This is a genomic window from Leclercia sp. LSNIH1, from assembly GCF_002902985.1.
Taxonomy (GTDB): domain Bacteria; phylum Pseudomonadota; class Gammaproteobacteria; order Enterobacterales; family Enterobacteriaceae; genus Enterobacter.
The window spans coordinates 4509441-4533565 of record NZ_CP026167.1; the positions used below are offsets into that span (position 1 = coordinate 4509441).

Below are 24125 nucleotides of genomic sequence, written 5' to 3' on the forward strand. Positions count from 1 at the left end.
TGCCTGTCAGCTGCCTCGTAATCGGTTGCTCACAGTATCATATTCAGGCGGAATTTAGCGCATCACTCTTTAAAATCGTTTGCTTCCAGCTCATGGCGCGAGAGCAGTTTATAAAACTCGGTGCGGTTACGCCCAGCCATGCGCGCCGCATGGGTGACGTTGCCTTTGGTGATCTGCAGTAACTTACGCAGATAGTTAAGCTCAAACTGGTTGCGGGCTTCAACGAAGGTCGGCAGGGCGGTGTTTTCGCCCTCCAGCGCCTGCTCCACCAGCGCATCGCTGATCACCGGCGAGGAGGTGAGCGCCACGCACTGCTCAATCACGTTCACCAGCTGACGCACGTTACCGGGCCAGCTGGCGGTCATCAGCCGCTTCATGGCGTCGGTGGAAAATGCACGGACAAACGGCTTGTGCCGCTCCGCGGCCTGGCGCAGCAGCTGAGTAGCGAGCAGCGGAATATCTTCTGCCCGCTCCGCCAGCGCAGGGATCTTCAGGTTAACAACGTTGAGACGGTAGAAGAGGTCTTCACGAAACTCGTTGCGCGCCATCGCCTTGGGCAGATCCCGGTGGGTCGCGGAGATGATGCGCACGTTGATGTCGATATCGCGGTTACTGCCGAGCGGTCTGACCTTGCGCTCCTGCAACACGCGCAGCAGTTTTACCTGCAAGGGCGCCGGCATGTCGCCAATTTCATCGAGGAACAGCGTGCCGCCTTCCGCCGCCTGGAAGAGCCCTTCCCGGCTGCTGACCGCGCCGGTGAAGGCGCCGCGCGCGTGTCCAAAGAGCTCGGACTCCAGCAGCTGCTCGGGCAGCGCCCCGCAGTTAATGGCGATAAAGGCGTTTTTGCCGCGCGGGCTGGCGTTGTGAATGGCCTGGGCGAGGATCTCTTTCCCGGTGCCGCTCTGGCCGTTAATCAGCACGCTGACATCGGACTGCGCCACCATGCGCGCCTGCTCCAGCAGACGCAGCATAATCGGGCTGCGGGTGACGATCGCCTCCCGCCACGTTTCGTCGCCGGAGGGGGCGGCGTGTTCCAGGGCATCATCAATCGCTTTGTAAAGCGCGTCTTTATCCACCGGCTTGGTGAGGAAGCTAAAGACCCCCTGCTGGGTGGCGGCCACAGCATCGGGGATGGAGCCGTGGGCGGTAAGAATAATCACCGGCATGCCGGGCTGGAGCTTCTGGATCTCGGTGAAGAGCTGCATGCCGTCCATTTCGTCCATCCGCAGATCGCTTATCACCAGATCGATCTTCTCGCGGCCCAACACTTTCAGCCCCTCCTGACCACTTTCGGCGGTCACGATGCTATAACCCTCGCTCACCAGACGCATCCCCAGCAGCTTCAGCAAACCGGGATCGTCATCCACCAGCAAAAGATGCGCAGGTTTTCGGCTTGTCATGGCTTTACGTCCTCCTGTTTCGGGGCATCGCTTTTCGGCTCTGTCGCATCACCCTCGGTGCCGGCGGGCGACGCGGCACTCTTCGGCGCGTCCGGCAGATAGTTACTGACCGGCTTACGGGTGGAGAGCTGCCGTTCAATATCGGTCAGGTTTTCCAGCTTGCGGGTTGTGGTGTCCAGCTGCGCCCGCAGGTATTGCTGCTGCTGGCGCAGGGTATCCAGTTCACCGTCGGTGGTCTGCTGCAGCTTACCGTAGCGGAAACGCTCCTCTGCCAGCTGCAGTTGCAGCACCTGACCGTGTCGCCACAGCTGATACAGCGGGCGCACCTGGGCCGGGATCTGCGGGCTCAGCGCATCCAGCCGGGTGGTCAACTGGCGTCGCTCCACGGGATTAATTTTGGCATTGGCCAGCAGGATCCCGCGCTTAAAACTCTCCTGCCAGGTATCATCGTCCCATCCCCTCGCCTCTGCCCGCGCGGCGGCGGGTGAGAGGCGATCTGCGCAGTCCATGCCGCGCAGCCAGTAAAGCGGGTTGCTGTCGGTCTCCTGACCATGCAGCTGCCAGATATTATTGCAGTCGGTAGACAGGAAGTCCGCCAGCTGATGCTCAGGCAATTTTTCACCCTGCTTGTCGCTGATGGCACTGGTCGGCGTACTGGTGACGCACCCGGCCAGCAGCAGGCAGGGAAGGCTCAGAAAGAGAGAGTGACCGGAAAATACCGCGTTAATGGCGCGGGAAAAGACGTGTGACATACTCACCAGATTTAGATTCATTTTAGTCGTTTTTCCGACTCAAGCGGCAGTTCGATGCGAAAACAGACATCGGTACGGTCGTCAGTGACAAGGTTAAGCTCTCCATGCATACGACGAATACAGTCGCGTGCGATACTCAGCCCCAGGCCGCTTCCCTTCACCGCCCCTTTTCGTTGATGGCTACCCTGATAAAAGGGTTCAAAGATCATCGCTTTTTCATCGTCGGGGATCGGGCTTCCGGTGTTGGCGACATCGATACAGACTCGCGAGCCGCGCGTAAAACTGCGAACATAAATGGTACCGGATTCAATACCATAGTGCACCGCATTGGAATAAAGATTATCCAGCACGCTCATCAGCAGCATCGGCTCGGCTAAACAGGCGGGTGTCGCCAGCGCCAGTTCAGTATGCATCATTTTAGCGCGAGCAGGCAGGCTGTGAGCAGACAGCACCATATCCACCAGCGGTGCGAGCTCTACGCGCTCAAGCTCCGGGATGCCGTCGGCCAGTTTACGGTTGTAGTCGAGCAGCTGTTCAATCAGCTTTTGCAGGTTGCGGCTGCTGGCATCAAGGATCTCGACAATCTCTCTTTGCTCCGGGGTCAGCGACCCGGCAACCTCATCGGCCAGCAGTTCGGTGCCCTCACGCATGCTGGCAAGGGGCGTTTTCAGTTCGTGGGAAATATGGCGTAAAAACTGGTGACGTTGGGATTCGAGCCATGACAGCCGCTCCGACAGCCAGATGATACGTTGTCCGACCGAACGCAGCTCGCGCGGGCCGGTAAAGGCCACGGTATTGCCCAGCGAGCGCCCCTCCCCCAGCCGGTTGATCATCCGCTCAATGCCCTTAACCGGGCCGATGATCATCCGGGTGAAGAGCACCACTAACAGCAGGCTGAGCAGAAAAAGGACCAGCGCCTGCCAGCCAAAGAACTGGCCGCGCTCGGCAATCTCCTGCTGGAGCTGTTGCCCGCGGGAGAAGATCACCGACCGGGTCGCCTGAACCATCTCGGTATTGGCATTCGCAAAGGCCTCCAGTCGCATAGCGGCCTGGGCATCAGGCCCGCTGTTAATGCACTGCAGCTGGGACAGAGCGTTAAGATCCTGGCGCAACGTTTGATAGAGCTTATCGTCGGGCAGTACACCGGCATGGGCGTCGAGCATATCGCTGTAGCGCTTACGCTGATCCTGGTACACCCGGGCCAGCGTTCTGTCGTCGAGGACGCAATACTGCCGGTAGCTGCGCTCCATCTCCAGGGCGGCATTGGTCATCGCCTCGCTGCGGCGGGCATCAATCAGGGTGGTTCTGTTGGTCAGCGCCGCCTGCGCGCTGAGCGCGTTCAGGCTCTGCCACGCCTGCCATGCCAGCACCAGCAAAGGCAGCAGGATCAGCAGGAAGGCCATCATGACTAACTGTCGTAAGGAGCGAGGGAAAACTGGCCAGCGTTTCAACGCATTACTCTCTGTCGCGAGGGGGTAAGGGGATGCTAGCCGGACATGCGTTCAGATACAACAAAGCCGGGTTAAAAACCCGGCTTTGTTGCGGAATGAGGCGGTGCCTAACTCGACGTTTCGCCCTGGGTCTGATAAAGCAACGCTATGATCAGTAGTTGGACGGCAGGCACCTTTTTGTGCGTCATTCGAAGTTTATGTAGCACGTCCCGAAGGGGCTGACATAAGAAGGTGAATGAGCCACTGGTTACTATTATGCAACAGATGTGCCAAAATGCAAATAAAAATATTAATGTGTTGAAAAATATGAATTTATAGAGTTTTACGTACTTATTCAGCACGTGATGATTTTCAGGGTATCTGTCGCTAATCAGCAACACTCTGGCAGAATCCTTACTACCATTATAAAAATCAAAAACTTAAGTGTCGCCTTTTGGCGACACCGCAGAATGTGAGTTGTCGCACATTTGCGACACTGAGGAATTGCCGGGCGGCACTGCCTTTGCCCGGCCTACAAAATTTATCCGGCTTTTGGAGGCCCGGTAAGCGAAGCGCCCCCGGGCACAACAACGATCTCTTAACCTAACTGCTTACGCGCGTTGCGGAAGATACGCATCCACGGGCTGTCCTCGCCCCAGTTTTCCGGGTGCCAGGAGTTACTGACGGTGCGGAATACGCGCTCAGGGTGCGGCATCATCACCGTGACGCGACCGCTTTCGCTGGTCACCGCGGTGATCCCGTTGGCAGAGCCGTTCGGGTTTGCCGGGTAGTTTTGCGTTACCTTGCCGAAGTTGTCGACAAAGCGCAGCGCCACCAGACCTTTGCTTTCCAGCTCCGCCAGATGCGCGGCATCACGCAGTTCAACCTGCCCTTCACCGTGGGAGACAGCGATCGGCATCTGCGATCCCACCATTCCCTGCAGCAGCAGAGACGGGCTCTGGGTCACTTCCACCAGGCTGAAACGCGCTTCGAAGCGATCGGACTGGTTACGCACAAAGCGCGGCCAGGCTTCGCTGCCCGGGATCAGCTCGCGCAGGTTCGACATCATCTGGCAGCCGTTACAGACGCCCAGCGCCAGGGTCTGTGGACGGTGGAAGAAGGTTTCGAACTCATCACGGACGCGTTCGTTGAAGAGGATGGATTTTGCCCAGCCCTCGCCCGCGCCCAGCACGTCACCGTAAGAGAAGCCGCCGCAAGCCACCAGCGCCTGGAAATCAGCCAGACCGGTGCGCCCTGCCAGCAGGTCGCTCATGTGAACGTCGATGGCATCGAAGCCTGCACGGTGGAAGGCGGCCGCCATCTCAACGTGGGAGTTCACGCCCTGCTCACGCAGGACAGCTACTTTCGGACGCGCACCCTTCGCAATGTACGGCGCGGCGATGTCTTCGTTAATGTCGAACGAGAGTTTGACGTTCAGGCCCGGATCGTTGTCGTTGGCTTTCGCCTCGTGCTCCTGATCGGCACACGCCGGGTTATCACGCAGACGCTGCATCTGCCAGGTGGTTTCCGCCCACCACATACGCAGCGTGGAGCGGCTTTCGGCAAAGACGGCCTGGCCGTTGGCGTCGATAACAAAGCGATCCCCGGTCACTGCTTTACCCAGGTAATGGACGCAGTCGCCCAGGCCGTGCTGCGCCAGCAGCGCTTCCACCGCCTCGCGATCGGCCGCACGCACCTGAATCACCGCACCCAGCTCTTCGTTGAACAGCGCTGCCAGACGATCCTCGCCCAGGCTGGCGATGTTGGCTTCCACGCCGCAGTGGCCGGTGAAGGCCATTTCCGCCAGGGTGACCAGCAGGCCGCCGTCGGAACGGTCATGGTAGGCCAGCAGTTTGCGTTGGGCCACCAGCGCCTGAATAGCGTCGTAGAAGCCCTTCAGCTGCGCCACATCGCGCACGTCTGCCGCTTTGTCACCCAGCTGGCGATAAACCTGCGCCAGCGCGGTGGCACCCAGTGCGTTATGACCTTTACCCAGGTCAATCAGCAGCAGGGCGTTATCTTCGGTAGAGAGCTGCGGCGTGATGGTGTGACGCACGTCTTCCACGCGGGCAAAGGCGGTGATCACCAGCGACAGCGGAGAGGTCATCTCGCGCTGCTCGTTACCTTCCTGCCAGCGGGTTTTCATCGACATGGAGTCTTTGCCCACCGGAATGGTCAGGCCCAGCGCCGGACAGAGCTCTTCACCCACCGCTTTAACCGCTTCGTACAGCCCGGCGTCTTCACCCGGGTGACCGGCTGCGGCCATCCAGTTGGCGGAGAGCTTGATACGTTTGATGTCGCCAATCTGGGTGGCGGCGATGTTAGTCAGCGCTTCACCTACCGCCAGGCGGCCAGAAGCGGCAAAGTCAAGCAGCGCCACCGGGGAGCGTTCGCCCAGCGCCATCGCTTCGCCATAGTAGCTATCGAGGCTGGCGGTAGTGACCGCGCAGTTCGCCACCGGGACCTGCCACGGGCCCACCATCTGGTCACGGGCGACCATGCCGGTCACGGTACGGTCACCGATGGTGACAAGGAAGGTTTTCTCCGCCACCGCCGGCAGATGCAGAACGCGGTTTACCGCCTCGGCAATCGTCACACCCTGCAGGTCGAGCGCTTTACCGCTCGCTTTGCGGGATTCAACGTCGCGAGTCATTTTCGGCGTTTTACCCAGCAGCACGTCCAGCGGCAGATCGATCGGCTGGTTGTCGAAATGGGTATCGCTTAAGGAGAGGTGCATCTCTTCGGTGGCCTCACCGATCACTGCATACGGGGCGCGCTCGCGACGGCAGAGCTCGTCAAACAACGGCAGCTGATCCGGGGCAACGGCCAGCACGTAGCGCTCCTGAGATTCGTTACACCAGATCTCCAGCGGGCTCATGCCGGGTTCATCACTCAGGATATCGCGCAGGTTGAAGCGGCCCCCGCGGTTGCCGTCGCTCACCAGCTCCGGCATGGCGTTGGAGAGACCGCCCGCACCCACGTCATGAATAAAGAGGATCGGGTTGGCATCGCCCAGCTGCCAGCAGCGGTCGATCACCTCCTGGCAACGGCGCTCCATCTCCGGGTTGTCACGCTGTACGGAGGCGAAGTCGAGATCCGCATCAGACTGGCCGGACGCCATTGAGGAGGCGGCCCCGCCACCCAGACCGATATTCATCGCCGGGCCGCCCAGCACGATCAGCTTGGCACCCACGACGATCTCGCCCTTCTGCACGTGATCGGCGCGAATGTTGCCGATCCCGCCCGCCAGCATGATCGGCTTATGGTAGCCGCGCAGCTCTTCGCCGTTGTGGCTGTCCACTTTTTCTTCGTAGGTACGGAAGTAACCGTTCAGTGCCGGACGACCAAATTCGTTGTTAAACGCCGCGCCGCCCAGCGGGCCGTCGGTCATGATATCCAGCGCGGTAACAATACGCTCTGGTTTGCCAAAATCTTCTTCCCACGGCTGTTCAAAGCCCGGGATGCGCAGGTTGGAGACGGAGAAGCCGACCAGACCCGCTTTTGGTTTTGCCCCACGACCGGTTGCGCCTTCGTCACGGATTTCACCGCCGGAGCCGGTGGCGGCACCTGGCCACGGCGAAATAGCCGTCGGGTGGTTATGGGTTTCCACCTTCATCAGGATATGCGCCGGCTCCTGATGGAAGTCATAGCGCCCCGCTTCGCGATCGGCGAAGAAGCGGCCCACCTCGGAACCTTCCATAACTGCGGCGTTGTCTTTGTAGGCAGACAGCACATGATCAGGGGTTTGCTCGAAGGTGTTTTTGATCATTTTGAACAGCGACTTTGGCTGTTGCTCGCCGTCGATAATCCAGTCGGCGTTGAAAATCTTGTGGCGGCAGTGCTCTGAGTTGGCCTGCGCGAACATATAGAGTTCGATGTCGTTCGGGTTGCGGTTCAGCTTAATGAACGCGTCCTGCAGGTAGTCAATCTCATCTTCTGCCAGCGCCAGGCCTAAACGCAGGTTGGCGTCAATCAGCGCCTGACGGCCCTCACCCAGCAGGTCCACGCTCTGCACGGGCGCAGGCTGATGGTGAGAGAAAAGCTGCTGCGCATCGTCGAGAGAGGCGAACACGCTCTCCATCATGCGGTCGTGCAGTTCTGTTGACACGGCTGACCACTGTTCATCAGTCAGGCTTGCGGCTTCAACGTAATAGGCCACGCCCCGCTCCAGACGATTAATCTGGCTCAGACCACAGTTATGGGCGATGTCGGTTGCTTTAGAAGACCAGGGGGAGATGGTACCCGGACGAGGCGTAACCAGCAGAAGTTTACCGTTCGGGGTATGGCTGCTCAGGCTTGGGCCGTACTTCAACAGGCGCTCAAGCCGGACTAAATCCTCTGACGTTAAGGGAGCATTCAGGTCAGCAAAATGGACATACTCAGCGTAAATATTGCTTACCGGAAGGTCGGCCGCCTGAAAACGTGCCAGCAGTTTATTGATACGGAAGGCAGACAGTGCAGGCGAACCACGCAGAATTTCCATCATAAGTCTCTCGTCTTCGAAGCGCCGGAGGCGCTTACAGTGTGCGCAAGGGGGGAAAACGGGCGCCATTATAGTGGATCCTGCGCGCCGACGAAACCGTTTGCGTCGTAATAAAATCGTCGTCGTCATTTAACCATTGGTGTTGCCTTTCCCGCTAATAAGTTGCCAAGTGGCGCAACTTTACGCAAAATGCCGCGAAATCTTTGGTAATACTTGTTTTTACTATGGCCAATAAACAACAGAATAATACACAGCGCATAGAATCAACTTATTGAAAAAATTAAAGATTAATTATCTGTTCATCGGCATCGTGACCCTGCTGTTGGCAGCGGCCCTGTGGCCTTCAATCCCCTGGTTCGGTAAAGCCGAAAATCGCATCGCCGCCATTCAGGCGCGGGGGGAGCTGCGCGTCAGTACCGTGGCCTCTCCCCTCACCTACAGTGCGATCAACGATAAAGTCATTGGGCTGGATTACGAGCTGGCACAGCATTTTGCTGACTATCTGGGCGTAAAGCTCAAGATTACGGTACGCCAGAACATCAGCCAGCTGTTTGACGACCTGGACAATGATAAGGCTGACATGCTGGCTGCTGGCCTGGTCTATAACAGCGAGCGCAGCAAAAACTATCAGCCAGGCCCAACCTACTACTCTGTCTCGCAGCAGCTGGTCTATCGCGTAGGCAGCCTGCGACCACGCACGCTTGCCGGGCTCACCGCCGAGCAGCTCACCGTTGCCCCGGGCCATGTTGTCATTGACGACCTTCGGGCGCTGAAAGAAAAAAAGTACCCTGAACTTAGCTGGAAGGTTGATAAGAAGCTCGGCACCACGGCGCTGCTGGAGCAGGTGACGGACGGGAAACTGCCCTACACCATCGCCGACTCGGTTGCCATCAGCCTGTTCCAGCGCGTTCACCCGGAGCTGGCCGTGGCGCTGGACGTCACTGACGAGCAGCCTGTCACCTGGTTCAGCCCTCTCGACGCCGACCAGACGCTTTCCGCCGCCATGCTCGATTTCTTTAACAGGATGAATGAAGACGGCACGCTGGCGCGTCTGGAGGAGAAGTACCTCGGTCACGGGGAGGGCTTCGACTATGTCGATACCCGCAGCTTCCTGCGGGCGGTGGATAATGTCCTGCCGACGCTGAAGCCCCTGTTTGTGAAGTATGCCCAGGAGATTGACTGGCGACTGCTGGCCGCCATCTCTTATCAGGAGTCTCACTGGGACGCACTGGCCACCTCGCCAACCGGGGTACGCGGCCTGATGATGCTGACCAAAAATACCGCCCAAAGCCTGGGACTAACCGACCGTACCGATGCTGAGCAGAGCATCAGCGGCGGCGCGCGCTACCTGCAGGCGATGATGGACAGAGTGCCGGAGAGCGTCCCGGAAGAGGAGCGGATCTGGTTTGCGCTGGCGGCCTATAACATGGGCTATGCCCACATGATCGACGCCCGCGCCCTGACCGCGAAAACCAAAGGCAACCCCGACAGCTGGTCAGACGTAAAACAGCGTCTGCCGCTGCTGAGCCAGAAGCCTTATTACAGCAAGTTGACCTATGGCTACGCGCGCGGCCACGAGGCGTACGCCTACGTGGAAAACATCCGCAAATATCAGATAAGCCTGGTGGGGTATCTGATGGAGAAAGAGAAAGAGGCGCAGGCAGCCCAGCAGCTGGCCCAGGCCTATCCGGTGGTGGCACCGGAGGAGCTTACTCACCCGATAACTTCCATTCTGCCTTTTGCTGCTTTTTCTGCTGACGCCGCATTCGAAAGAAGTCACTTAGCATCGCCGAACACGCTGGTGCCAACACCTCTCCAATAACCTTGACCTGATGGTTCATGCCGGGATGGCTGAGCACGTCCAGCAGCGAACCTGCCGCACCGGTTTTTTCATCCCGCGCCCCATACACCACCGTACCGATCCGGCTGTGGATCATGGCGCCGGAGCACATGACGCAAGGTTCGAGAGTGACATACAGGGTGGTGTCCAGCAGGCGGTAGTTTTGCAGCACCAGTCCGCCCTGGCGCAGGGCCATAATTTCGGCATGGGCGGTGGGGTCATGGCGACCAATCGGGCGATTCCAGCCCTCGCCGATCACCTGATTATTGTGTACCAGCACGGCACCGACCGGGACTTCGCCTTCATCCCAGGCACGTTGGGCAAGCTGGAGCGCATGGCGCATCCAGTATTCATGATTAAGTTCAGGGTCGGACAACGCAGCATACTCCAGTCTGAAAAGCGGGCGCATTATACACACCCGCTATGCATAATCACAAAATCATTCCAGTTGCTGAAGTTCGCCCAGCGGCGTAACGCGCCAGCGGTGCTGGCAGAAGTAGAGCAGCGGGTTATCCTGTTTGCTGTCGCTGTAGCCGCTGTAGAGCCGCAGTGGGGTGCCGATTTTCTTCTCCAGCTGTGCCACCTTCTCATGCCCGAGACAGCGCATGGTCAGCACCCAGCCGCCATAGGCGCGGCCAATCTGGGTGGCGATCAGGTTAACGCGCGGCAGCCAGGGGGTATCAAAGTAGACCTGTTCCACCAGCGACTGCGGCGAGCCGGTGATGAGCCAGATGTCGGCATCGTTGGCGTCCAGGTAGTTTGTCAGCCGATCCTGCACCACCGGAAAGGCGGTGACATGTTTGCGAAACCAGGTGACAAACTCTTTCTCCAGCTGTTTAAGCCGGGCTTCGCTGTGGCCGAAGGTACACCCCCACAGCAACAGGCTCATCGGCCAGCGAGCGGCGCGCCCCTTCACCAGCAACACGCCGCCAATGATTGGCAGCAAGGGCAATACGAGCAGGGCATTCAGGGGCTGTCGGCGCAGTAAATAGCGCATAAAGGTGCCGAACATATCCTGCTGATGCAGCGTTCCGTCCAGGTCAAAAAAGACAACACGACGCTCGTTATTTGCCAAACCTTACTCCTCTGGATCGTTAAACCCTAACAGCCAGGTAAACAGGAACCCGGCGATCACCGCTACCAGATAGCCTAACAGATAGAGCATGACTTTTCCGGTCACGATGGTTAATGCCAGCGGTAATCCGGAAATACCAAAGGTGATGACGGTCGCCACTTTCCAGTAACCGATCAGCGCCCCACCGACCGCGCCACCCAGACAGGCCCCGATAAACGGCTTGCCGAGCGGGAGGGTGACGCCAAAAATCAGCGGCTCGCCGATGCCCAGCAGCCCGACCGGCAGCGCCCCTTTGATCACCTTTTTCAGGCGTGCGTTGCGGGTTTTCATCAGCACCGCGATGGCCGCGCCGATCTGTCCGACCCCGGCCATCGCCAGAATAGGCAGCAGGGCGTTGTAACCGTGCGCCTGCACCAGCTCAACGTGGATCGGCACCAGCCCCTGATGTAAACCGGTCAGCACCAGCGGCAGGAAGGTACCCGACAGCACTGCCCCCACCAGGAACCCACCGCGATCGATAGCCCAGGAGGCACCGTGGGCAATGGACTCCGAGATCCAGCCTCCCAGCGGCTGCAGGGCGATGATGGCGATACTGCCGGTGATAAGCGTGGTCAACAGCGGGTTGAGGATCAGCTCCAGGGAGCCTGGCAGAACATTACGCAGCTTTTTCTCGAGCCAACACATCAGCACCACCACCAGCAGCACGGCGATCACCCCGCCGCGCCCCGGCTGCAGCGCTTCGCCGAACAGGGTGATCTGCGCCAGCTGCGGGCTGGAGAGAATACCGGCCATCACCCCGCCTAACGCCTGCGAGCCGCCAAACACTTTGGCGGTATTAACCCCCACCAGAATGTTCATGATGGCAAAGACCGCGCTGCCGAAAATGCCGAGGATCCCGAGCAGGTTTGGATAGTGGGTCGCAAAATCCCCGACAATGTCCGGGCGTTTGAGGATATTGATAATGCCGGTGATGAGCCCCGAGGCAATAAAGGCCGGAATGAGCGGAATAAAGACATTCGCCAGCATGCGTAGCGCATCGCTCATCGGGGCTTTATATTTCGCTTTTGCCTGCGCTTTGGTGCGCTCGGCATCATCAATCACCGCCCCGCCCATCAGGGAGCGCATGGCATCCACTACCTGCGCGGCTTTACCCGGCCCGACGATGAGCTGGTGCTGCTCCCCCTGCTTTACGTATCCGCTGACGCCAGGCAGTTTTTTCAGGGTGGCCGGATCGAGCTTGTCGTCATCCTGCACTTCCACCCTCACTCGCGTCATACAGTTTTCCAGACGCCGTATATTTTTTTCTCCGCCGATCCCCGCAAGAATACCGCTGGCGAGCGCTACTGTTTTTTCCATGTACGCCTCTTTAGTTTTCTAATGCCGCACGTAAGAATCCCTGATGCGCGTCAAGCCTGGCGCGCGCCGCAGCGGCATCCAGCCCGCTTAAAATCATCAGAATGGCCGGTTTGACGTCGTACCCGGTCTGTTTCAGCACCTCTTCCGCCTCTTCGCGGGAGCTCCCTGTGGCTTCGACCACCATGCGACACGCCCGGTCAATGAGCTTCACGTTGGTCGCTTTCATGTCCACCATCAGGTTCTGGTAGACCTTACCGAACTTGACCATTGCCCCGGTGGAGATCATATTCAGCACCAGCTTTTGCGCCGTGCCGGATTTCAGGCGGGTGGAGCCGGTCAGCGCTTCCGGGCCTACCACCGGCGAGATAGCGATCGTCGCCACCTGGGCGATGGGGGAACCGGGATTGCAGGAGATGGCCACGGTAGTGCAGCCGGTCTGGTTCGCATACTCCAGCCCGCCAATGACGTACGGCGTGCGCCCGGAGGCCGCCAGCCCGACCACCAGATCCTGCGCGGTCAGGTTAAGCGCTTTGAGATCGTCTTCACCGAGCTGCTTGCTGTCCTCTGCCCCTTCCACCGCTTTCAGCAGCGCTCCCGGCCCACCGGCGATGAGGCCGATCACCAGGCCATGTGGTACGCCGAAGGTGGGTGGGCACTCTGAAGCATCCAGCACCCCCAGACGCCCGCTGGTGCCCGCCCCCATATAGATAATGCGTCCCCCCGCTTTCAGCGCATCTGCCGCGGCATCCACCGCTTTCGCCACCTCGGGCAATGTTTCTTTCACTGCCTGCGCGACCAGCGTATCCTGTTGGTTGAAGCGATGAACAAGGTCAAGCGTGGAGAGTGCGTCCAGGTCCAGGGTTTGTGGGTTGCGGGATTCTGATACCAGTGAGCCGAGATTCATTTTTTTGTACCTCAAGAATTTTTAATTCATAATAATCGCATTATCATGGAATATAAAATTCATTCAGGCGAGCAGAATTCGCATTTGCTGCAGTCATCACATTTCGCCAGGAGTCCCTATGAACTGTCTAATTCGCATCCGCCAGCGATACGCGGGTTTTGCCCAGAGCGATAAAAAGCTGGCGGATTTTTTACTCTCGCAGCCCGATCGTGCCCGCCATTTAAGCTCTCAGCAGCTTGCCAGCGAGGCGGGCGTGAGCCAGTCAAGCGTAGTGAAATTCGCGCAAAAGATTGGTTTCAAAGGTTTCCCCGCCCTGAAACTGGCGCTCAGCGAGGCGCTGGCCAGCAACCCAAATCCGCAATCCATGCCGGTTCATAACCAGATCCGCGGCGACGATCCGATGCGCCTGGTCGGGGAAAAGCTCATCAAAGAGAACGTGGCGGCGATGCATGCCACCCTCGACGTCAACAGCGAAGAGAAGCTGCTGGAGAGCGTGGCCATGCTGCGGGCGGCAAGACGGGTGATCCTAACCGGCATCGGCGCCTCGGGGCTGGTGGCGCGTAACTTCGGCTGGAAGCTGAATAAAATCGGTGTGATTGCCATTGTCGAACAGGACATGCATGCCCTGCTGGCTACCGTACAGGCGATGGAGCCTGACGATCTGCTGTTGGCCCTCTCCTATTCTGGCGAACGCCGCGAGATTAATCTGGCCGCTGATGAAGCGCTGCGCGTGGGGGGCAAAATTCTGGCGATCACCGGCTTTACTCCCAATGCCCTGCAGCAGCGGGCCACACGCTGTCTGTATACCATTGCCGAAGAGCAGGCCACCCGCAGCGCGGCGATCTCGTCCACCAGCGCGCAGATGATGCTGACCGATCTGCTGTTTATGGCGCTGGTTCAGCAGGATCTGGAGCATGCCCCGGAACGTATTCGCCACAGCGAGGCATTGGTAAAAAAACTGGTTTGAACAGACAATGAGCGTATAATGCCCGCCCTGTTTGTGTTGTTTCTGAGAATTTCCTGATGGCGCTGTTAATCACCAAAAAATGCATCAATTGCGATATGTGCGAACCCGAATGCCCTAATCAGGCAATTTCAATGGGAGCGAGCATTTACGAGATTAACAGCGACCGCTGCACCGAGTGCGTGGGCCATTATGAGACGCCAACCTGCCAGAAGGTGTGCCCGATCCCCAATACTATCCTGAAAGATCCGGCACATCCTGAATCGGAAGAGCAGCTGTGGGACAAGTTCGTTCTGATGCACCACGCCGATAAAATTTAACTTTCGATAATCACCGTGGCGCAGGCGTAATGGCGTTCATCCGCCAGCGTCACATGCATGTTCGCCACGCCCAGCTTTTCTGCCAGATTTAGCGCCTCGCCCCACAGCCTGAGGCGCGGTTTACCCAGCTCATCGTTAAAGACTTCGAACTGATTGAACGCCAGACCGTTGCGGATGCCGGTACCGAAGGCTTTTGCCGCCGCCTCCTTCACCGCAAAACGTTTGGCAAGAAAACGCACCGGTTGCTGGTGCGCTTCCCAGATGGCCCACTCGTTATCGCTGAGCACCCGACGGGCAAGGCGATCGCCGCTGCGGGCAATCACCGCTTCGATGCGGGCGATCTCAACAATATCCGTGCCTAAGCCGAGGATAGCCATTACTTGCGGGCTTCCAGCATCAGACGCTTCATCTCTGACACCGCCTCTTTCAGACCGCTCATCACCGCGCGCCCGATAATCGCATGGCCGATGTTCAGCTCATGCATCTCCGGGATCGCCGCAATGGCCTTAACGTTATGATAGGTCAGACCGTGACCAGCATTCACCTTCAGACCCAGACCCGCCGCGTAGGTTGCCGCTTTGGCGATGCGATCGAGCTCTTTCGCCTGGGTCGCTTCGTCTTCGGCATCGGCGTAGCAGCCGGTGTGGATCTCAATAAACGGCGCGCCAACGTCGGCGGCGGCTTTGATCTGCGCTTCATCGGCATCGATAAACAGGGATACTAAAATCCCGGCATCGGCCAGACGTTTGCAGGCGTCACGCATCTTATCCAGCTGACCGGCCACATCCAGCCCGCCTTCGGTGGTCACTTCCTGGCGCTTTTCCGGCACCAGGCAGCAGAAGTGCGGTTTGGTCTCAACGGCAATCGCCAGCATCTCTTCGGTGACGGCCATCTCCAGATTCATGCGGGTGTCCAGGGTCTGGCGCAGGATGCGCACATCGCGGTCGGTAATATGGCGACGGTCCTCGCGCAGATGCACGGTAATGCCGTCGGCACCCGCCTGCTCGGCGATAAAGGCCGCCTGGACCGGGTCAGGATAGGCGGTTCCGCGCGCATTGCGCAGCGTGGCGATATGGTCAATGTTGACGCCTAACAGTAATTCAGCCATGACAATCCTCGGTTTCTCGTTGTTCATTTACGCTTTGGCATAAACTGCCTGAATAATTCGCGGCTCTTTAAGGGCTTGCCACCAAGATACGGCTTGAGCGCAATACGGGTAAAGCGTTTTGCCGCCCGCAGGGTGCTGGCGTCCGGAAATTCGCGTTCCGCCAGCGCCCGCAGATCCCGCCCGGTAAAGGTGCTGTTGTCGATAACCACGCTGGCGATAAAGCCCTTCTCTTCGCGATAGCGGTAGGTCATGGTGTCTTCGACTGGTTCGCCGCTGCCCGCGCAGTGCAGAAAATCGACGCCGTATCCCAGATGCCCGAGCAACGCCAGCTCAAAGCGGCGCAGCACAGGCTCGGGCGAGCCGCTCACGCCAGCCAGCGCCTGAAGACAGTGCAGATAATCGAAAAAGAGTTCAGAGAAGCGGGTCTCATGTTCAAGCACGCGCGTAATAAGCTCGTTAACATACAGACCGCTGTAGAGCGTAATACCAGAGAGAGGGAGCGCCAGAGAGACGGCTTCAGCACTGCGCAGGGTTTTCACTTCCCCACGTCCGCCAAAGCGCACCAGCAGCGGTGTGAAGGGCTGCAAAGCACCTTTCAGATTAGAACGTTTAGAACGTGCGCCTTTGGCAACAAGGCGCACGCGGCCTGACTCTTCCGTGAAGACGTCCAGCATCAGGCTGGTTTCACTCCAGGGACGACTGTGAAGGACAAAGGCTCTTTGCCATCCATCCACGTTTTAGTGGCTTATACGTCGTCGCCGTAACCAAGACTGCGCAGTGCGCGCTCGTCATCGGCCCAGCCAGATTTCACTTTCACCCACAGTTCCAGGTGAACCGGCGCTTCGAACATCTCCTGCATATCCTTACGGGCTTCAATACCGATGGTTTTGATTTTGGCACCTTTATTGCCAATCACCATCTTCTTCTGCCCTTCGCGCTCAACGAGGATCAGCCCGTTGATGTCATATCCGCCGCGCTCGTTAGTCTGGAAACGTTCGATTTCAACGGTGACAGAGTACGGCAGCTCCGCGCCAAGGAAACGCATCAGCTTTTCGCGAATGATTTCAGACGCCATAAAGCGCTGAGAACGATCAGTGATGTACTCTTCAGGGAAGTGATGAATCGCTTCCGGCAGATGCTTGCGCACGATGCCCGCGATGGTGTCGACGTTCAGACCGGTCTCGGCAGAGAGCGGGACGATATCGAGGAAGTTCATCTGGCTACCCAGCCACTGCAGATGCGGCAGCAGATCGGCTTTTTCCTGCACGTTGTCCACTTTGTTGACCGCGAGGATCACCGGCGTTTTACCGTCACGCAGTTTGTTCAGCACCATCTCGTCGTCCGGGGTCCAGCGGGTACCTTCGACAACAAAAATCACCAGCTCAACGTCGCCGATAGAGCTGCTCGCCGCCTTGTTCATCAGACGGTTAATGGCGCGCTTCTCTTCCATATGCAGACCCGGGGTATCGACATAAATCGCCTGATATGCCCCTTCGGTATGGATACCGACAATGCGGTGACGCGTGGTCTGCGCCTTGCGGGAGGTAATAGAGATCTTTTGCCCCAGCAGATTATTCAGCAGGGTTGATTTGCCTACGTTCGGACGTCCGACGATGGCAATAAATCCACAATAACTTTTTTCTTCGCTCATTCCAGCTCCAGCATTTTCAGCGCCTGTTCGGCGGCAGCCTGTTCCGCCTTACGACGGCTTGAACCTGTGCCAACCACCGGTTCACTCAGGCCACTGACCTGGCAATGGATGGTAAACTCCTGATCGTGTGCTTCGCCACGAACCTGCACCACCAGATAAGATGGCAGCGGCAGATGGCGACCCTGCAAATACTCCTGCAAACGGGTTTTTGGATCTTTCTGTTTATCACCCGGGCTGATCTCATCCAGACGCGTCTGATACCAGTTCAGGATCAGCTGCTCCACCGTCTGGATATCGCTGTCGAGGAAAACACCACCGATTAACGCTTCGACCGTATCCGCGAGAATAGATTCACGACGGAAGCCGCCGCTTTTCAGTTCGCCAGGCCCGAGTCGCAGGCATTCACCCAGTTCGAATTCACGGGCAATTTCGGCAAGCGTATTGCCACGTACCAGCGTTGCGCGCATGCGGCTCATATCGCCTTCATCCACACGCGGGAAACGGTGATAAAGCGCATTCGCAATAACAAAACTTAAAATGGAGTCACCCAGAAATTCGAGTCGCTCATTGTGTTTGCTGCTGGCACTGCGATGGGTTAATGCCTGTTGCAACAACTCCTGATGCTGAAAAGTGTAGCCCAGCTTCCGTTGAAGCCGATTAATTACGATGGGGTTCATGCGATACCAATAGAATAAATGCGTCAAAAATGCAGCACACGAAACCGTCCTGAGAAAGCCAACGCGGTTTCGTGTGCCGTGGCACTGAATCAGCGCCAACCTTAAACTTCGGGGGAATATTCTATACGCAACGACAGGGGTTGTCGTTAGTCAGAAGAGATTTATCAGTGAAATAATTCACGTAGCCTCTGGTTAAAGAGGCTACGTGCTCATTTATCAGGAATTAATGGATGCCGCCAATACGATTTAACCGTACGCCGGTTGGCCATTCGCCTTCCTGTTTCTCGAAGCTCATCCAGATGGTGGTGGCTTTACCCACCAGGTTCGCTTCCGGCACAAAGCCCCAGTAACGGCTGTCCGCGCTGTTATCGCGGTTATCACCCATCATGAAGTAGTGTCCCGGTGGCACGATCCAGGTCGCCAGCTGCTGCCCCTTCTGCTGATAGTACATGCCCAACTGATCCTGCGCGATGGAGACGGTCAGGATACGGTGCGTCACATCGCCCAGGGTCTCTTTACGCTCGTTCAGACGAATACCGTTCTCTTTGGTCTCGCCTTTCGGCAGCAGGAAGAAACCGCTGGTCGCTTCGCCGCCGTTGCGACGGGCAAAGGTCTGCACAAAGTCGCTTGGCTCAACGCCGGAATAGGTCACCGGTAATGCGCTACCGCAAGCGGTGCCGGAACTGCAGCCAGGCTGAACCGTCACCTCTTTGGAAACCGGATTATAGGTTACCTTATCACCCGGTACGCCAACGGTACGTTTGATGTAATCCAGACGCGGATCGTCCGGATATTTGAACACCACGATATCGCCGCGTTTTGGATGGCCGGTTTCGATCAGCGTTTTCTGGTAGATCGGATCTTTAATGCCATAAGCAAACTTCTCGACCAGAATAAAATCACCGATCAGCAGCGTTGGCATCATCGAACCGGATGGGATCTGGAAAGGTTCATAGATAAACGAACGTACCACCAGCACAATGGCCAGCACCGGAAAGACCGAAGCGCCTGTTTCCAGCCAGCCCGGCTTAGGGCTGACTTTCTTCAGGGTATTCGGATCCAACTGGTCGCCCGTGGCAGCCTGCGCGGCGGCCTGACGTTCGCGACGTTTCGGAGCAAAGATAAACTTATCCAGACACCACAACAGCCCCGTCACCAGTGTGGCAATCACCAGGATCAGGGCAAACATGTTCGCCATGCCAACTCCTTAAGGGTTATTTTCCGTCTTTACCAACGTGCAGAATGGCGAGGAACGCTTCCTGCGGCAGCTCAACGTTACCGACCTGCTTCATACGCTTCTTACCTTCTTTCTGCTTCTGGAGCAGCTTCTTCTTACGGCTGACGTCACCGCCATAGCATTTTGCCAGAACGTTTTTACGCAGCTGTTTCACCGTAGAACGGGCGATAATATGGTTGCCAATGGCCGCCTGAATCGCAATGTCGAACTGCTGGCGTGGGATGAGATCTTTCATCTTCTCGACCAGTTCGCGACCGCGATACGGGGCGTTGTCGTTATGGGTGATCAGCGCCAGCGCATCGACGCGCTCGCCGTTGATCAACACGTCCACACGCACCATGTTGGAGGCCTGGAAGCGTTTGAAGTTGTAATCCAGCGACGCATAACCGCGTGAAGTTGACTTCAGACGATCGAAGAAGTCGAGCACCACTTCCGCCATCGGGATTTCATAGGTCAGCGCCACCTGGTTACCGTGGTAAACCATGTTGGTCTGCACACCACGTTTTTCGATACACAGCGTGATGACGTTACCGAGGAACTCCTGCGGCAGCAGCATGTGACATTCGGCGATCGGCTCGCGCAGCTCATGAATATTATTCAGCGGCGGCAGCTTGGATGGACTGTCGACGTAGATAACCTCTTTGGAGGTGGTCTCGACTTCGTACACGACCGTTGGTGCGGTGGTGATCAGATCCAGGTCATATTCACGCTCCAGACGCTCCTGAATGATCTCCATGTGCAGCAGGCCGAGGAAGCCGCAGCGGAAGCCGAAGCCCAGCGCCGTCGAGCTTTCTGGCTCATAGAACAGGGAAGCATCGTTCAGGCTCAGCTTGCCGAGCGCGTCACGGAAGTTCTCATAATCGTCAGAGCTGACCGGGAACAGACCGGCGTAAACCTGCGGTTTCACCTTTTTAAAGCCTGGCAGCGCTTTTTCTGCCGGGTTGCGGGCGCCCGTCAGGGTATCGCCCACTGGCGCGCCGAGGATGTCTTTGATGGCGCAAACCAGCCAGCCTACTTCGCCGCACTTCAGTTCGGTACGGTCGACCTGTTTTGGCGTGAAGATACCCAGACGGTCAGCGTTGTAAACCTGTCCGGTGCTCATCACTTTGATCTTGTCGCCTTTACGCATGGTGCCGTTTTTAATACGCACCAGCGAGACAACGCCGAGATAGTTATCGAACCAGGAGTCGATGATCAGCGCCTGCAGTGGCCCCTCCGGATCGCCTTCCGGCGCCGGGATGTCACGCACCAAACGTTCCAGCACGTCGGTTACACCCACGCCGGTTTTTGCCGAGCAGCGCACGGCGTCGGTCGCGTCGATGCCGACGATATCTTCGATCTCTTCCGCCACACGCTCAGGATCGGCGGCTGGCAGGTCGATCTTGTTCAGAACCGGCACCACCTCGAGATCCATTTCCATCGCGGTATAGCAGTTCGCCAGGGTCTGGGCTTCTACGCCCTGCCCCGCATCCACTACCAGCAGCGCGCCCTCACAGGCCGCCAGCGAACGGGAAACTTCATAAGAGAAGTCAACGTGGCCTGGGGTGTCGATAAAGTTAAGTTGGTAGGTTTCACCGTCAGACGCTTTATAGTCGAGCGTAACGCTCTGCGCTTTAATGGTAATACCGCGTTCGCGTTCCAGGTCCATGGAGTCCAGTACCTGGGCTGCCATTTCACGATCAGACAGGCCACCGCAAATCTGGATAATACGGTCAGACAGCGTCGACTTACCGTGGTCAATGTGAGCAATGATCGAAAAGTTACGTATGTTCTTCATATAGTTAAATAATTATGCCTTACGAATTCCTGGAGGCCGCTGTTCTTAGCCTGACGTTTTTCAGTGCGAAAACGCAGCATTCTACACTACATCTCCGTCACCAGGAAATGCTCTTCCAGCAAGCTTAGCGCGAAGATCTGGCGTTTTCTTTTATGAGATGTAAATAAAACAAAGCCCGGTAACATCACCGGGCTTCTGAAGAGAGCGTGTCGACACGCAGCTGATCGGGTGGCAATCCGACGCTGAGAATAACGGGCTGCCACGCTTCACGCACCGCAAGACGGGAGGAAAAGCCGCGAGCCAGTAAAAAACCGCCTACGCCGCCCAGCGCTGCGCCGCACATGGCGGCGAGATCGGTCCCAAACAGTACCTGGAACAGACCGCCAAGAGCAAACAACCCCACCAGCGGGGAGAGATAGACCAGCATCGCCGAGCCAAGCAGGCTACCTTCAGCGATCCCTAACTCGACTTTTTGCCCCTCCACCAGCGGCTCTGCGCTGGGCACGCTGATCGTGTGTGAGGTCTGCGGTCCAAGTTTGTTCAGCACCCGGCTGCCGCAACCGGCGCGGGAGGCGCAGCTGTTGCAGGATGCTTTGACGTCGCAGCTGACCAGCGCGACGCCCTTATGCCATGAAACGACCGTTGCCCACTCTTTAATCATTGTGCAGCCCTGAATTTAATGCTGTCGGCGATACGTTTAGCGGTTTGCGGCGGCAGTTCACCGACAACGGTGATCTCTGCGTTATCCCGTATTGTGGTGCTGACGGTGCGACGCCCGGTACGCAACATCTGATCGGCACTGACCGGTGTTGCCCGGTTAATATTAACCGAGAAGCTGAACAAGCCGTCGGAGTAAAGACGGGATTCAACCGGGGTATCGATGGTGGGCAGCTGGCGTCGACTGCTGGAGACTTCACTGAAGCCCTGCGGGATCCAGTTGGGCGCCCAGTTAAAGTTGACGTTATCCCCCGCCGGGACGGAGAGCAGTGGCGGCAGGTTCGCTTTTGCCAGATTCTGCATGCTGTTACCGACCTGATCGTCGATGGTGAAAGAGATCACCCGGAACTGCTCCAGCGTCTCACCATCCCGATCCAGCAGATCGACCCGCATTGGCAGCTTGGTCTCTGCATCCATCCAGACGATATAGCTGTAACGTGTTCCGTCTCTGGCGACCACCCGCAGCACCTCGCAGAGCCGATCGGCGATACGGGTACGTCCTACGGAGATAAAGTCGTAGTAAGGGGAGAGCCGTTTAAAATCGGTATAGATGAGCGAAGGCAGCGAATCAACAATGTAGTCGCCATTCAGCGTAAAGGGTTCGAGACCCGGCTCGAAATAGCTGATTTCATTGCCACGCTGCACGACTTCGCGGCGCGGACCATCCATCTGCAAAAGCTGGGCAAGCGGCTGTTTATCAAGACGGGCATGGCGATAGCGTAACGACTCTACACCTTGCTTATTGATACTGATAAAAGACAGCTCGTAGTTGAGTGACTGGCTGGCCTGGTTCATTTGCTGCAACAACGCCCCGGACGATACATCAGCCGAGGCGTTGACAGTGAACAACAGGCTACCCGCCATCAGAGACATGGCGCACCAAAGTTGCTTCATTACTGCGATTGCGTTCCTAAAGTTTGGTTTCCTGGCACTTGCACAGCAGCCTGCTGCGTTTGCGCCTGTTCAAACTGAAGCTGTTCAGAATGCAGACGACGCTGCAATTCATAATCCTGCAACATCGCATTAATACGACGGCGCTGCTCCTGGACCTGCTGCTGCTGACCGGCACCGGCCGAGGCATCAGAAGGAATACCCAGACTTACCGGGCTGGCTTTGCCCATCATCGGCAGTGTATTAAACACTGGCGCTTCTGGTTGCTGGCTCACTTCAGATTGAGTGTTATAGTGCTGGACGCCCACAATAACTGCAAGCGATACGCAAGCAGCCACACCCATTTGAGTCAGTTGACTCGCCCAGGGGCGCACTTTGTTCCAGAAAGGCATCTTCTGCCACAGGTGCGGTGCAGGTTGGGCTTCGGGGATTAGCGGGGTGGCCTGAGAAACAGGTTCGTTCTCTATGGCCGCCATTACGCGAGCTGAGATATCAAAATGGAGGAGATCGCTGGTATCGCCGCGCAGAGTATCGCGAATGAGATGATAACTCTCCCAGGTTTTTTGCATCTCAGGAGAGCGAGAGAGCTCGTTGAGCATCTCACTGTCCAGCGTTTCACCATCCATCAAAGCGGAAAGTTGTTCTTTCTGCATGCCTAATACCTTTTCCAGTATCCCGCTATCGTCAACGCCTGATTAGCGGTTGAACTTTATTATCAATAGCTTCTCGCGCACGAAAGATCCGTGAGCGAACCGTACCGACCGGGCAATCCATGATAGCGGCTATCTCTTCATAGCTCAGGCCATCTAACTCCCGCAACGTAATTGCCATGCGTAAATCTTCCGGGAGCGACTCGATGGTGCGAAAAACTATTTGTCTCAGTTCTTCTGACAACATTAAGTTCTCAGGGTTCGAAATTTCTTTCAACGCACCGCCGCTTTCAAAATTTTCAGCGTCGATAGCATCGACATCGCTTGAAGGCGGACGTCGGCCCTGAGCGACGAGGTAGTTCTTAGCCGTATTGACGGCAATACGGTACAGCCAGGTATAAAAAGCACTATCTCCCCGGAAAGATTCCAGCGCACGATAGGCCTTAATGAAAGACTCTTGTACCACATCAGGAACATCCCCTGACGGTACATAGCGGGACACCAGACTCGCCACCTTATGCTGGTAGCGCACCACCAGTAGGTTAAAGGCTTTCTGATCTCCCTTCTGGACCCGTTCAACCAGAATCTGGTCCGTTAACTGCTCGCTCATCCGAGGTAAAGTCTCCCCAAACCTAAATTCCACGCGTTATCGAAACGCCACTCCAAACACTGCACTGTGAGCAAGCAGTTGCTTTGAGGGTCTTTATTTCAATTAGTTCCGTCACGCCTTTGTTTTTGTTAATCACGTCGCAGACCGTTCATTTTCTATCATTATAAGTCTGATACCGATACGTACCCAGTTTCTGCTAAGAAATGGTCTTTTACCGCTTGCAGGGTAACGCAAGACGGGCTTTATTTCACCACAAAATCTGAAGCTAACGATCTGCTACGCA

Annotated in this window: 23 protein-coding genes; 3 read left to right on the forward strand and 20 right to left on the reverse strand. The window is 57.2% G+C overall.

Features of this window, described 5'->3' with window-relative positions:
* Nucleotides 1-62: 62 nt before the first annotated feature.
* The 4 genes from glrR to purL all read right to left on the reverse strand — a co-directional run bounded on the left by glrR (nt 63) and on the right by purL (nt 8068).
* Nucleotides 63-1400 carry a two-component system response regulator GlrR gene (glrR, locus tag C2U54_RS22225; RefSeq protein WP_103180739.1) on the reverse strand — a complete coding sequence of 446 codons (1338 nt, stop codon included), beginning with the start codon at nt 1398-1400 and terminating at the stop codon, nt 63-65.
* The gene (qseG, locus tag C2U54_RS22230) at nt 1397-2173 is read right to left on the reverse strand and encodes a two-component system QseEF-associated lipoprotein QseG (protein ID WP_103180740.1); all 777 of its coding nucleotides are present in this window, start codon (nt 2171-2173) and stop codon (nt 1397-1399) included. The genes glrR and qseG overlap by 4 nt, the downstream gene beginning before the upstream one ends.
* Nucleotides 2170-3603 (reverse strand): two component system sensor histidine kinase QseE/GlrK, encoded by a 1434-nt coding sequence (qseE, locus tag C2U54_RS22235; protein ID WP_103180741.1) that lies wholly within the window; start codon nt 3601-3603, stop codon nt 2170-2172. Before qseE ends, qseG begins: the two co-directional genes overlap by 4 nt.
* A gap of 577 nt (nt 3604-4180) precedes the next feature.
* Nucleotides 4181-8068 carry a phosphoribosylformylglycinamidine synthase gene (purL, locus tag C2U54_RS22245; RefSeq protein ID WP_103180743.1) on the reverse strand — a complete coding sequence of 1296 codons (3888 nt, stop codon included), beginning with the start codon at nt 8066-8068 and terminating at the stop codon, nt 4181-4183.
* 268 nt (nt 8069-8336) lie between these two features.
* Between purL and mltF the strand changes: the two genes are divergently transcribed.
* Nucleotides 8337-9887, forward strand: coding sequence for a membrane-bound lytic murein transglycosylase MltF (gene mltF / locus C2U54_RS22255; protein ID WP_103180744.1), 1551 nt, complete (start codon nt 8337-8339; stop codon nt 9885-9887).
* On the opposite strand, the gene tadA is transcribed toward mltF, so the two are convergent.
* From tadA to murQ, 4 genes are read right to left on the reverse strand one after another with little or no spacing between them, the layout of a single operon-like run.
* Nucleotides 9775-10314: a tRNA adenosine(34) deaminase TadA gene (gene tadA / locus C2U54_RS22260; protein ID WP_103180745.1), complete on the reverse strand. Its 540-nt coding sequence runs from the start codon at nt 10312-10314 to the stop codon at nt 9775-9777. The genes mltF and tadA overlap by 113 nt on opposite strands.
* A 30-nt stretch (nt 10315-10344) precedes the next feature.
* Entirely contained in the window at nt 10345-10980 is a 636-nt protein-coding gene (gene yfhb, locus C2U54_RS22265; protein ID WP_103180746.1) for a phosphatidylglycerophosphatase C, read from the reverse strand.
* A 3-nt stretch (nt 10981-10983) separates the two neighbouring features.
* Entirely contained in the window at nt 10984-12336 is a 1353-nt protein-coding gene (locus C2U54_RS22270; RefSeq protein WP_103180747.1) for a PTS transporter subunit EIIC, read from the reverse strand.
* A 10-nt stretch (nt 12337-12346) separates the two neighbouring features.
* The gene (gene murQ / locus C2U54_RS22275; RefSeq protein ID WP_103180748.1) at nt 12347-13240 is read right to left on the reverse strand and encodes an N-acetylmuramic acid 6-phosphate etherase; all 894 of its coding nucleotides are present in this window, start codon (nt 13238-13240) and stop codon (nt 12347-12349) included.
* A 118-nt stretch (nt 13241-13358) separates the two neighbouring features.
* On the opposite strand from murQ, the gene C2U54_RS22280 reads away from it, so the two are divergent.
* Together C2U54_RS22280 and C2U54_RS22285 are read left to right on the forward strand one after the other, a co-directional pair.
* Entirely contained in the window at nt 13359-14207 is an 849-nt protein-coding gene (locus C2U54_RS22280) for a MurR/RpiR family transcriptional regulator (RefSeq protein ID WP_039029756.1), read from the forward strand.
* Between the two features lie 56 nt (nt 14208-14263).
* Complete coding sequence (locus C2U54_RS22285; protein WP_103180749.1) at nt 14264-14524, forward strand: YfhL family 4Fe-4S dicluster ferredoxin; 261 nt, start codon at nt 14264-14266, stop codon at nt 14522-14524.
* On the opposite strand, the gene acpS is transcribed toward C2U54_RS22285, so the two are convergent.
* From acpS to rseD, 12 genes are all read right to left on the reverse strand, one after another.
* Nucleotides 14521-14901, reverse strand: coding sequence for a holo-ACP synthase (acpS, locus tag C2U54_RS22290; protein ID WP_103180750.1), 381 nt, complete (start codon nt 14899-14901; stop codon nt 14521-14523). The genes C2U54_RS22285 and acpS overlap by 4 nt on opposite strands.
* On the reverse strand, nt 14901-15632 hold the full coding sequence (gene pdxJ / locus C2U54_RS22295; protein ID WP_103181123.1) for a pyridoxine 5'-phosphate synthase: 732 nt from the start codon (nt 15630-15632) through the stop codon (nt 14901-14903). The genes acpS and pdxJ overlap by 1 nt, the downstream gene beginning before the upstream one ends.
* Nucleotides 15633-15655: 23 nt before the next feature.
* Nucleotides 15656-16366 (reverse strand): DNA repair protein RecO, encoded by a 711-nt coding sequence (gene recO, locus C2U54_RS22300; protein WP_103180751.1) that lies wholly within the window; start codon nt 16364-16366, stop codon nt 15656-15658.
* Between the two features lie 11 nt (nt 16367-16377).
* Entirely contained in the window at nt 16378-17283 is a 906-nt protein-coding gene (era, locus tag C2U54_RS22305) for a GTPase Era (RefSeq protein WP_103180752.1), read from the reverse strand.
* On the reverse strand, nt 17280-17960 hold the full coding sequence (gene rnc, locus C2U54_RS22310) for a ribonuclease III (protein WP_103180753.1): 681 nt from the start codon (nt 17958-17960) through the stop codon (nt 17280-17282). Before rnc ends, era begins: the two co-directional genes overlap by 4 nt.
* Before the next feature lie 223 nt (nt 17961-18183).
* Nucleotides 18184-19158: a signal peptidase I gene (lepB, locus tag C2U54_RS22320; RefSeq protein ID WP_103180754.1), complete on the reverse strand. Its 975-nt coding sequence runs from the start codon at nt 19156-19158 to the stop codon at nt 18184-18186.
* A 16-nt stretch (nt 19159-19174) separates the two neighbouring features.
* Entirely contained in the window at nt 19175-20974 is a 1800-nt protein-coding gene (gene lepA / locus C2U54_RS22325; protein WP_103180755.1) for a translation elongation factor 4, read from the reverse strand.
* 184 nt (nt 20975-21158) lie between these two features.
* The gene (gene rseC / locus C2U54_RS22330; protein ID WP_103180756.1) at nt 21159-21635 is read right to left on the reverse strand and encodes a SoxR-reducing system protein RseC; all 477 of its coding nucleotides are present in this window, start codon (nt 21633-21635) and stop codon (nt 21159-21161) included.
* On the reverse strand, nt 21632-22585 hold the full coding sequence (rseB, locus tag C2U54_RS22335) for a sigma-E factor regulatory protein RseB (protein WP_103180757.1): 954 nt from the start codon (nt 22583-22585) through the stop codon (nt 21632-21634). The genes rseC and rseB overlap by 4 nt, the downstream gene beginning before the upstream one ends.
* Nucleotides 22585-23235: an anti-sigma-E factor RseA gene (rseA, locus tag C2U54_RS22340; RefSeq protein WP_103180758.1), complete on the reverse strand. Its 651-nt coding sequence runs from the start codon at nt 23233-23235 to the stop codon at nt 22585-22587. The genes rseB and rseA overlap by 1 nt, the downstream gene beginning before the upstream one ends.
* 31 nt (nt 23236-23266) lie before the next feature.
* Nucleotides 23267-23842 (reverse strand): RNA polymerase sigma factor RpoE, encoded by a 576-nt coding sequence (gene rpoE, locus C2U54_RS22345; protein ID WP_032613187.1) that lies wholly within the window; start codon nt 23840-23842, stop codon nt 23267-23269.
* Nucleotides 23839-23907 carry a rpoE leader peptide RseD gene (gene rseD / locus C2U54_RS27995; protein WP_233212310.1) on the reverse strand — a complete coding sequence of 23 codons (69 nt, stop codon included), beginning with the start codon at nt 23905-23907 and terminating at the stop codon, nt 23839-23841. Before rseD ends, rpoE begins: the two co-directional genes overlap by 4 nt.
* Between the last annotated feature and the right edge of the window lie 218 nt (nt 23908-24125).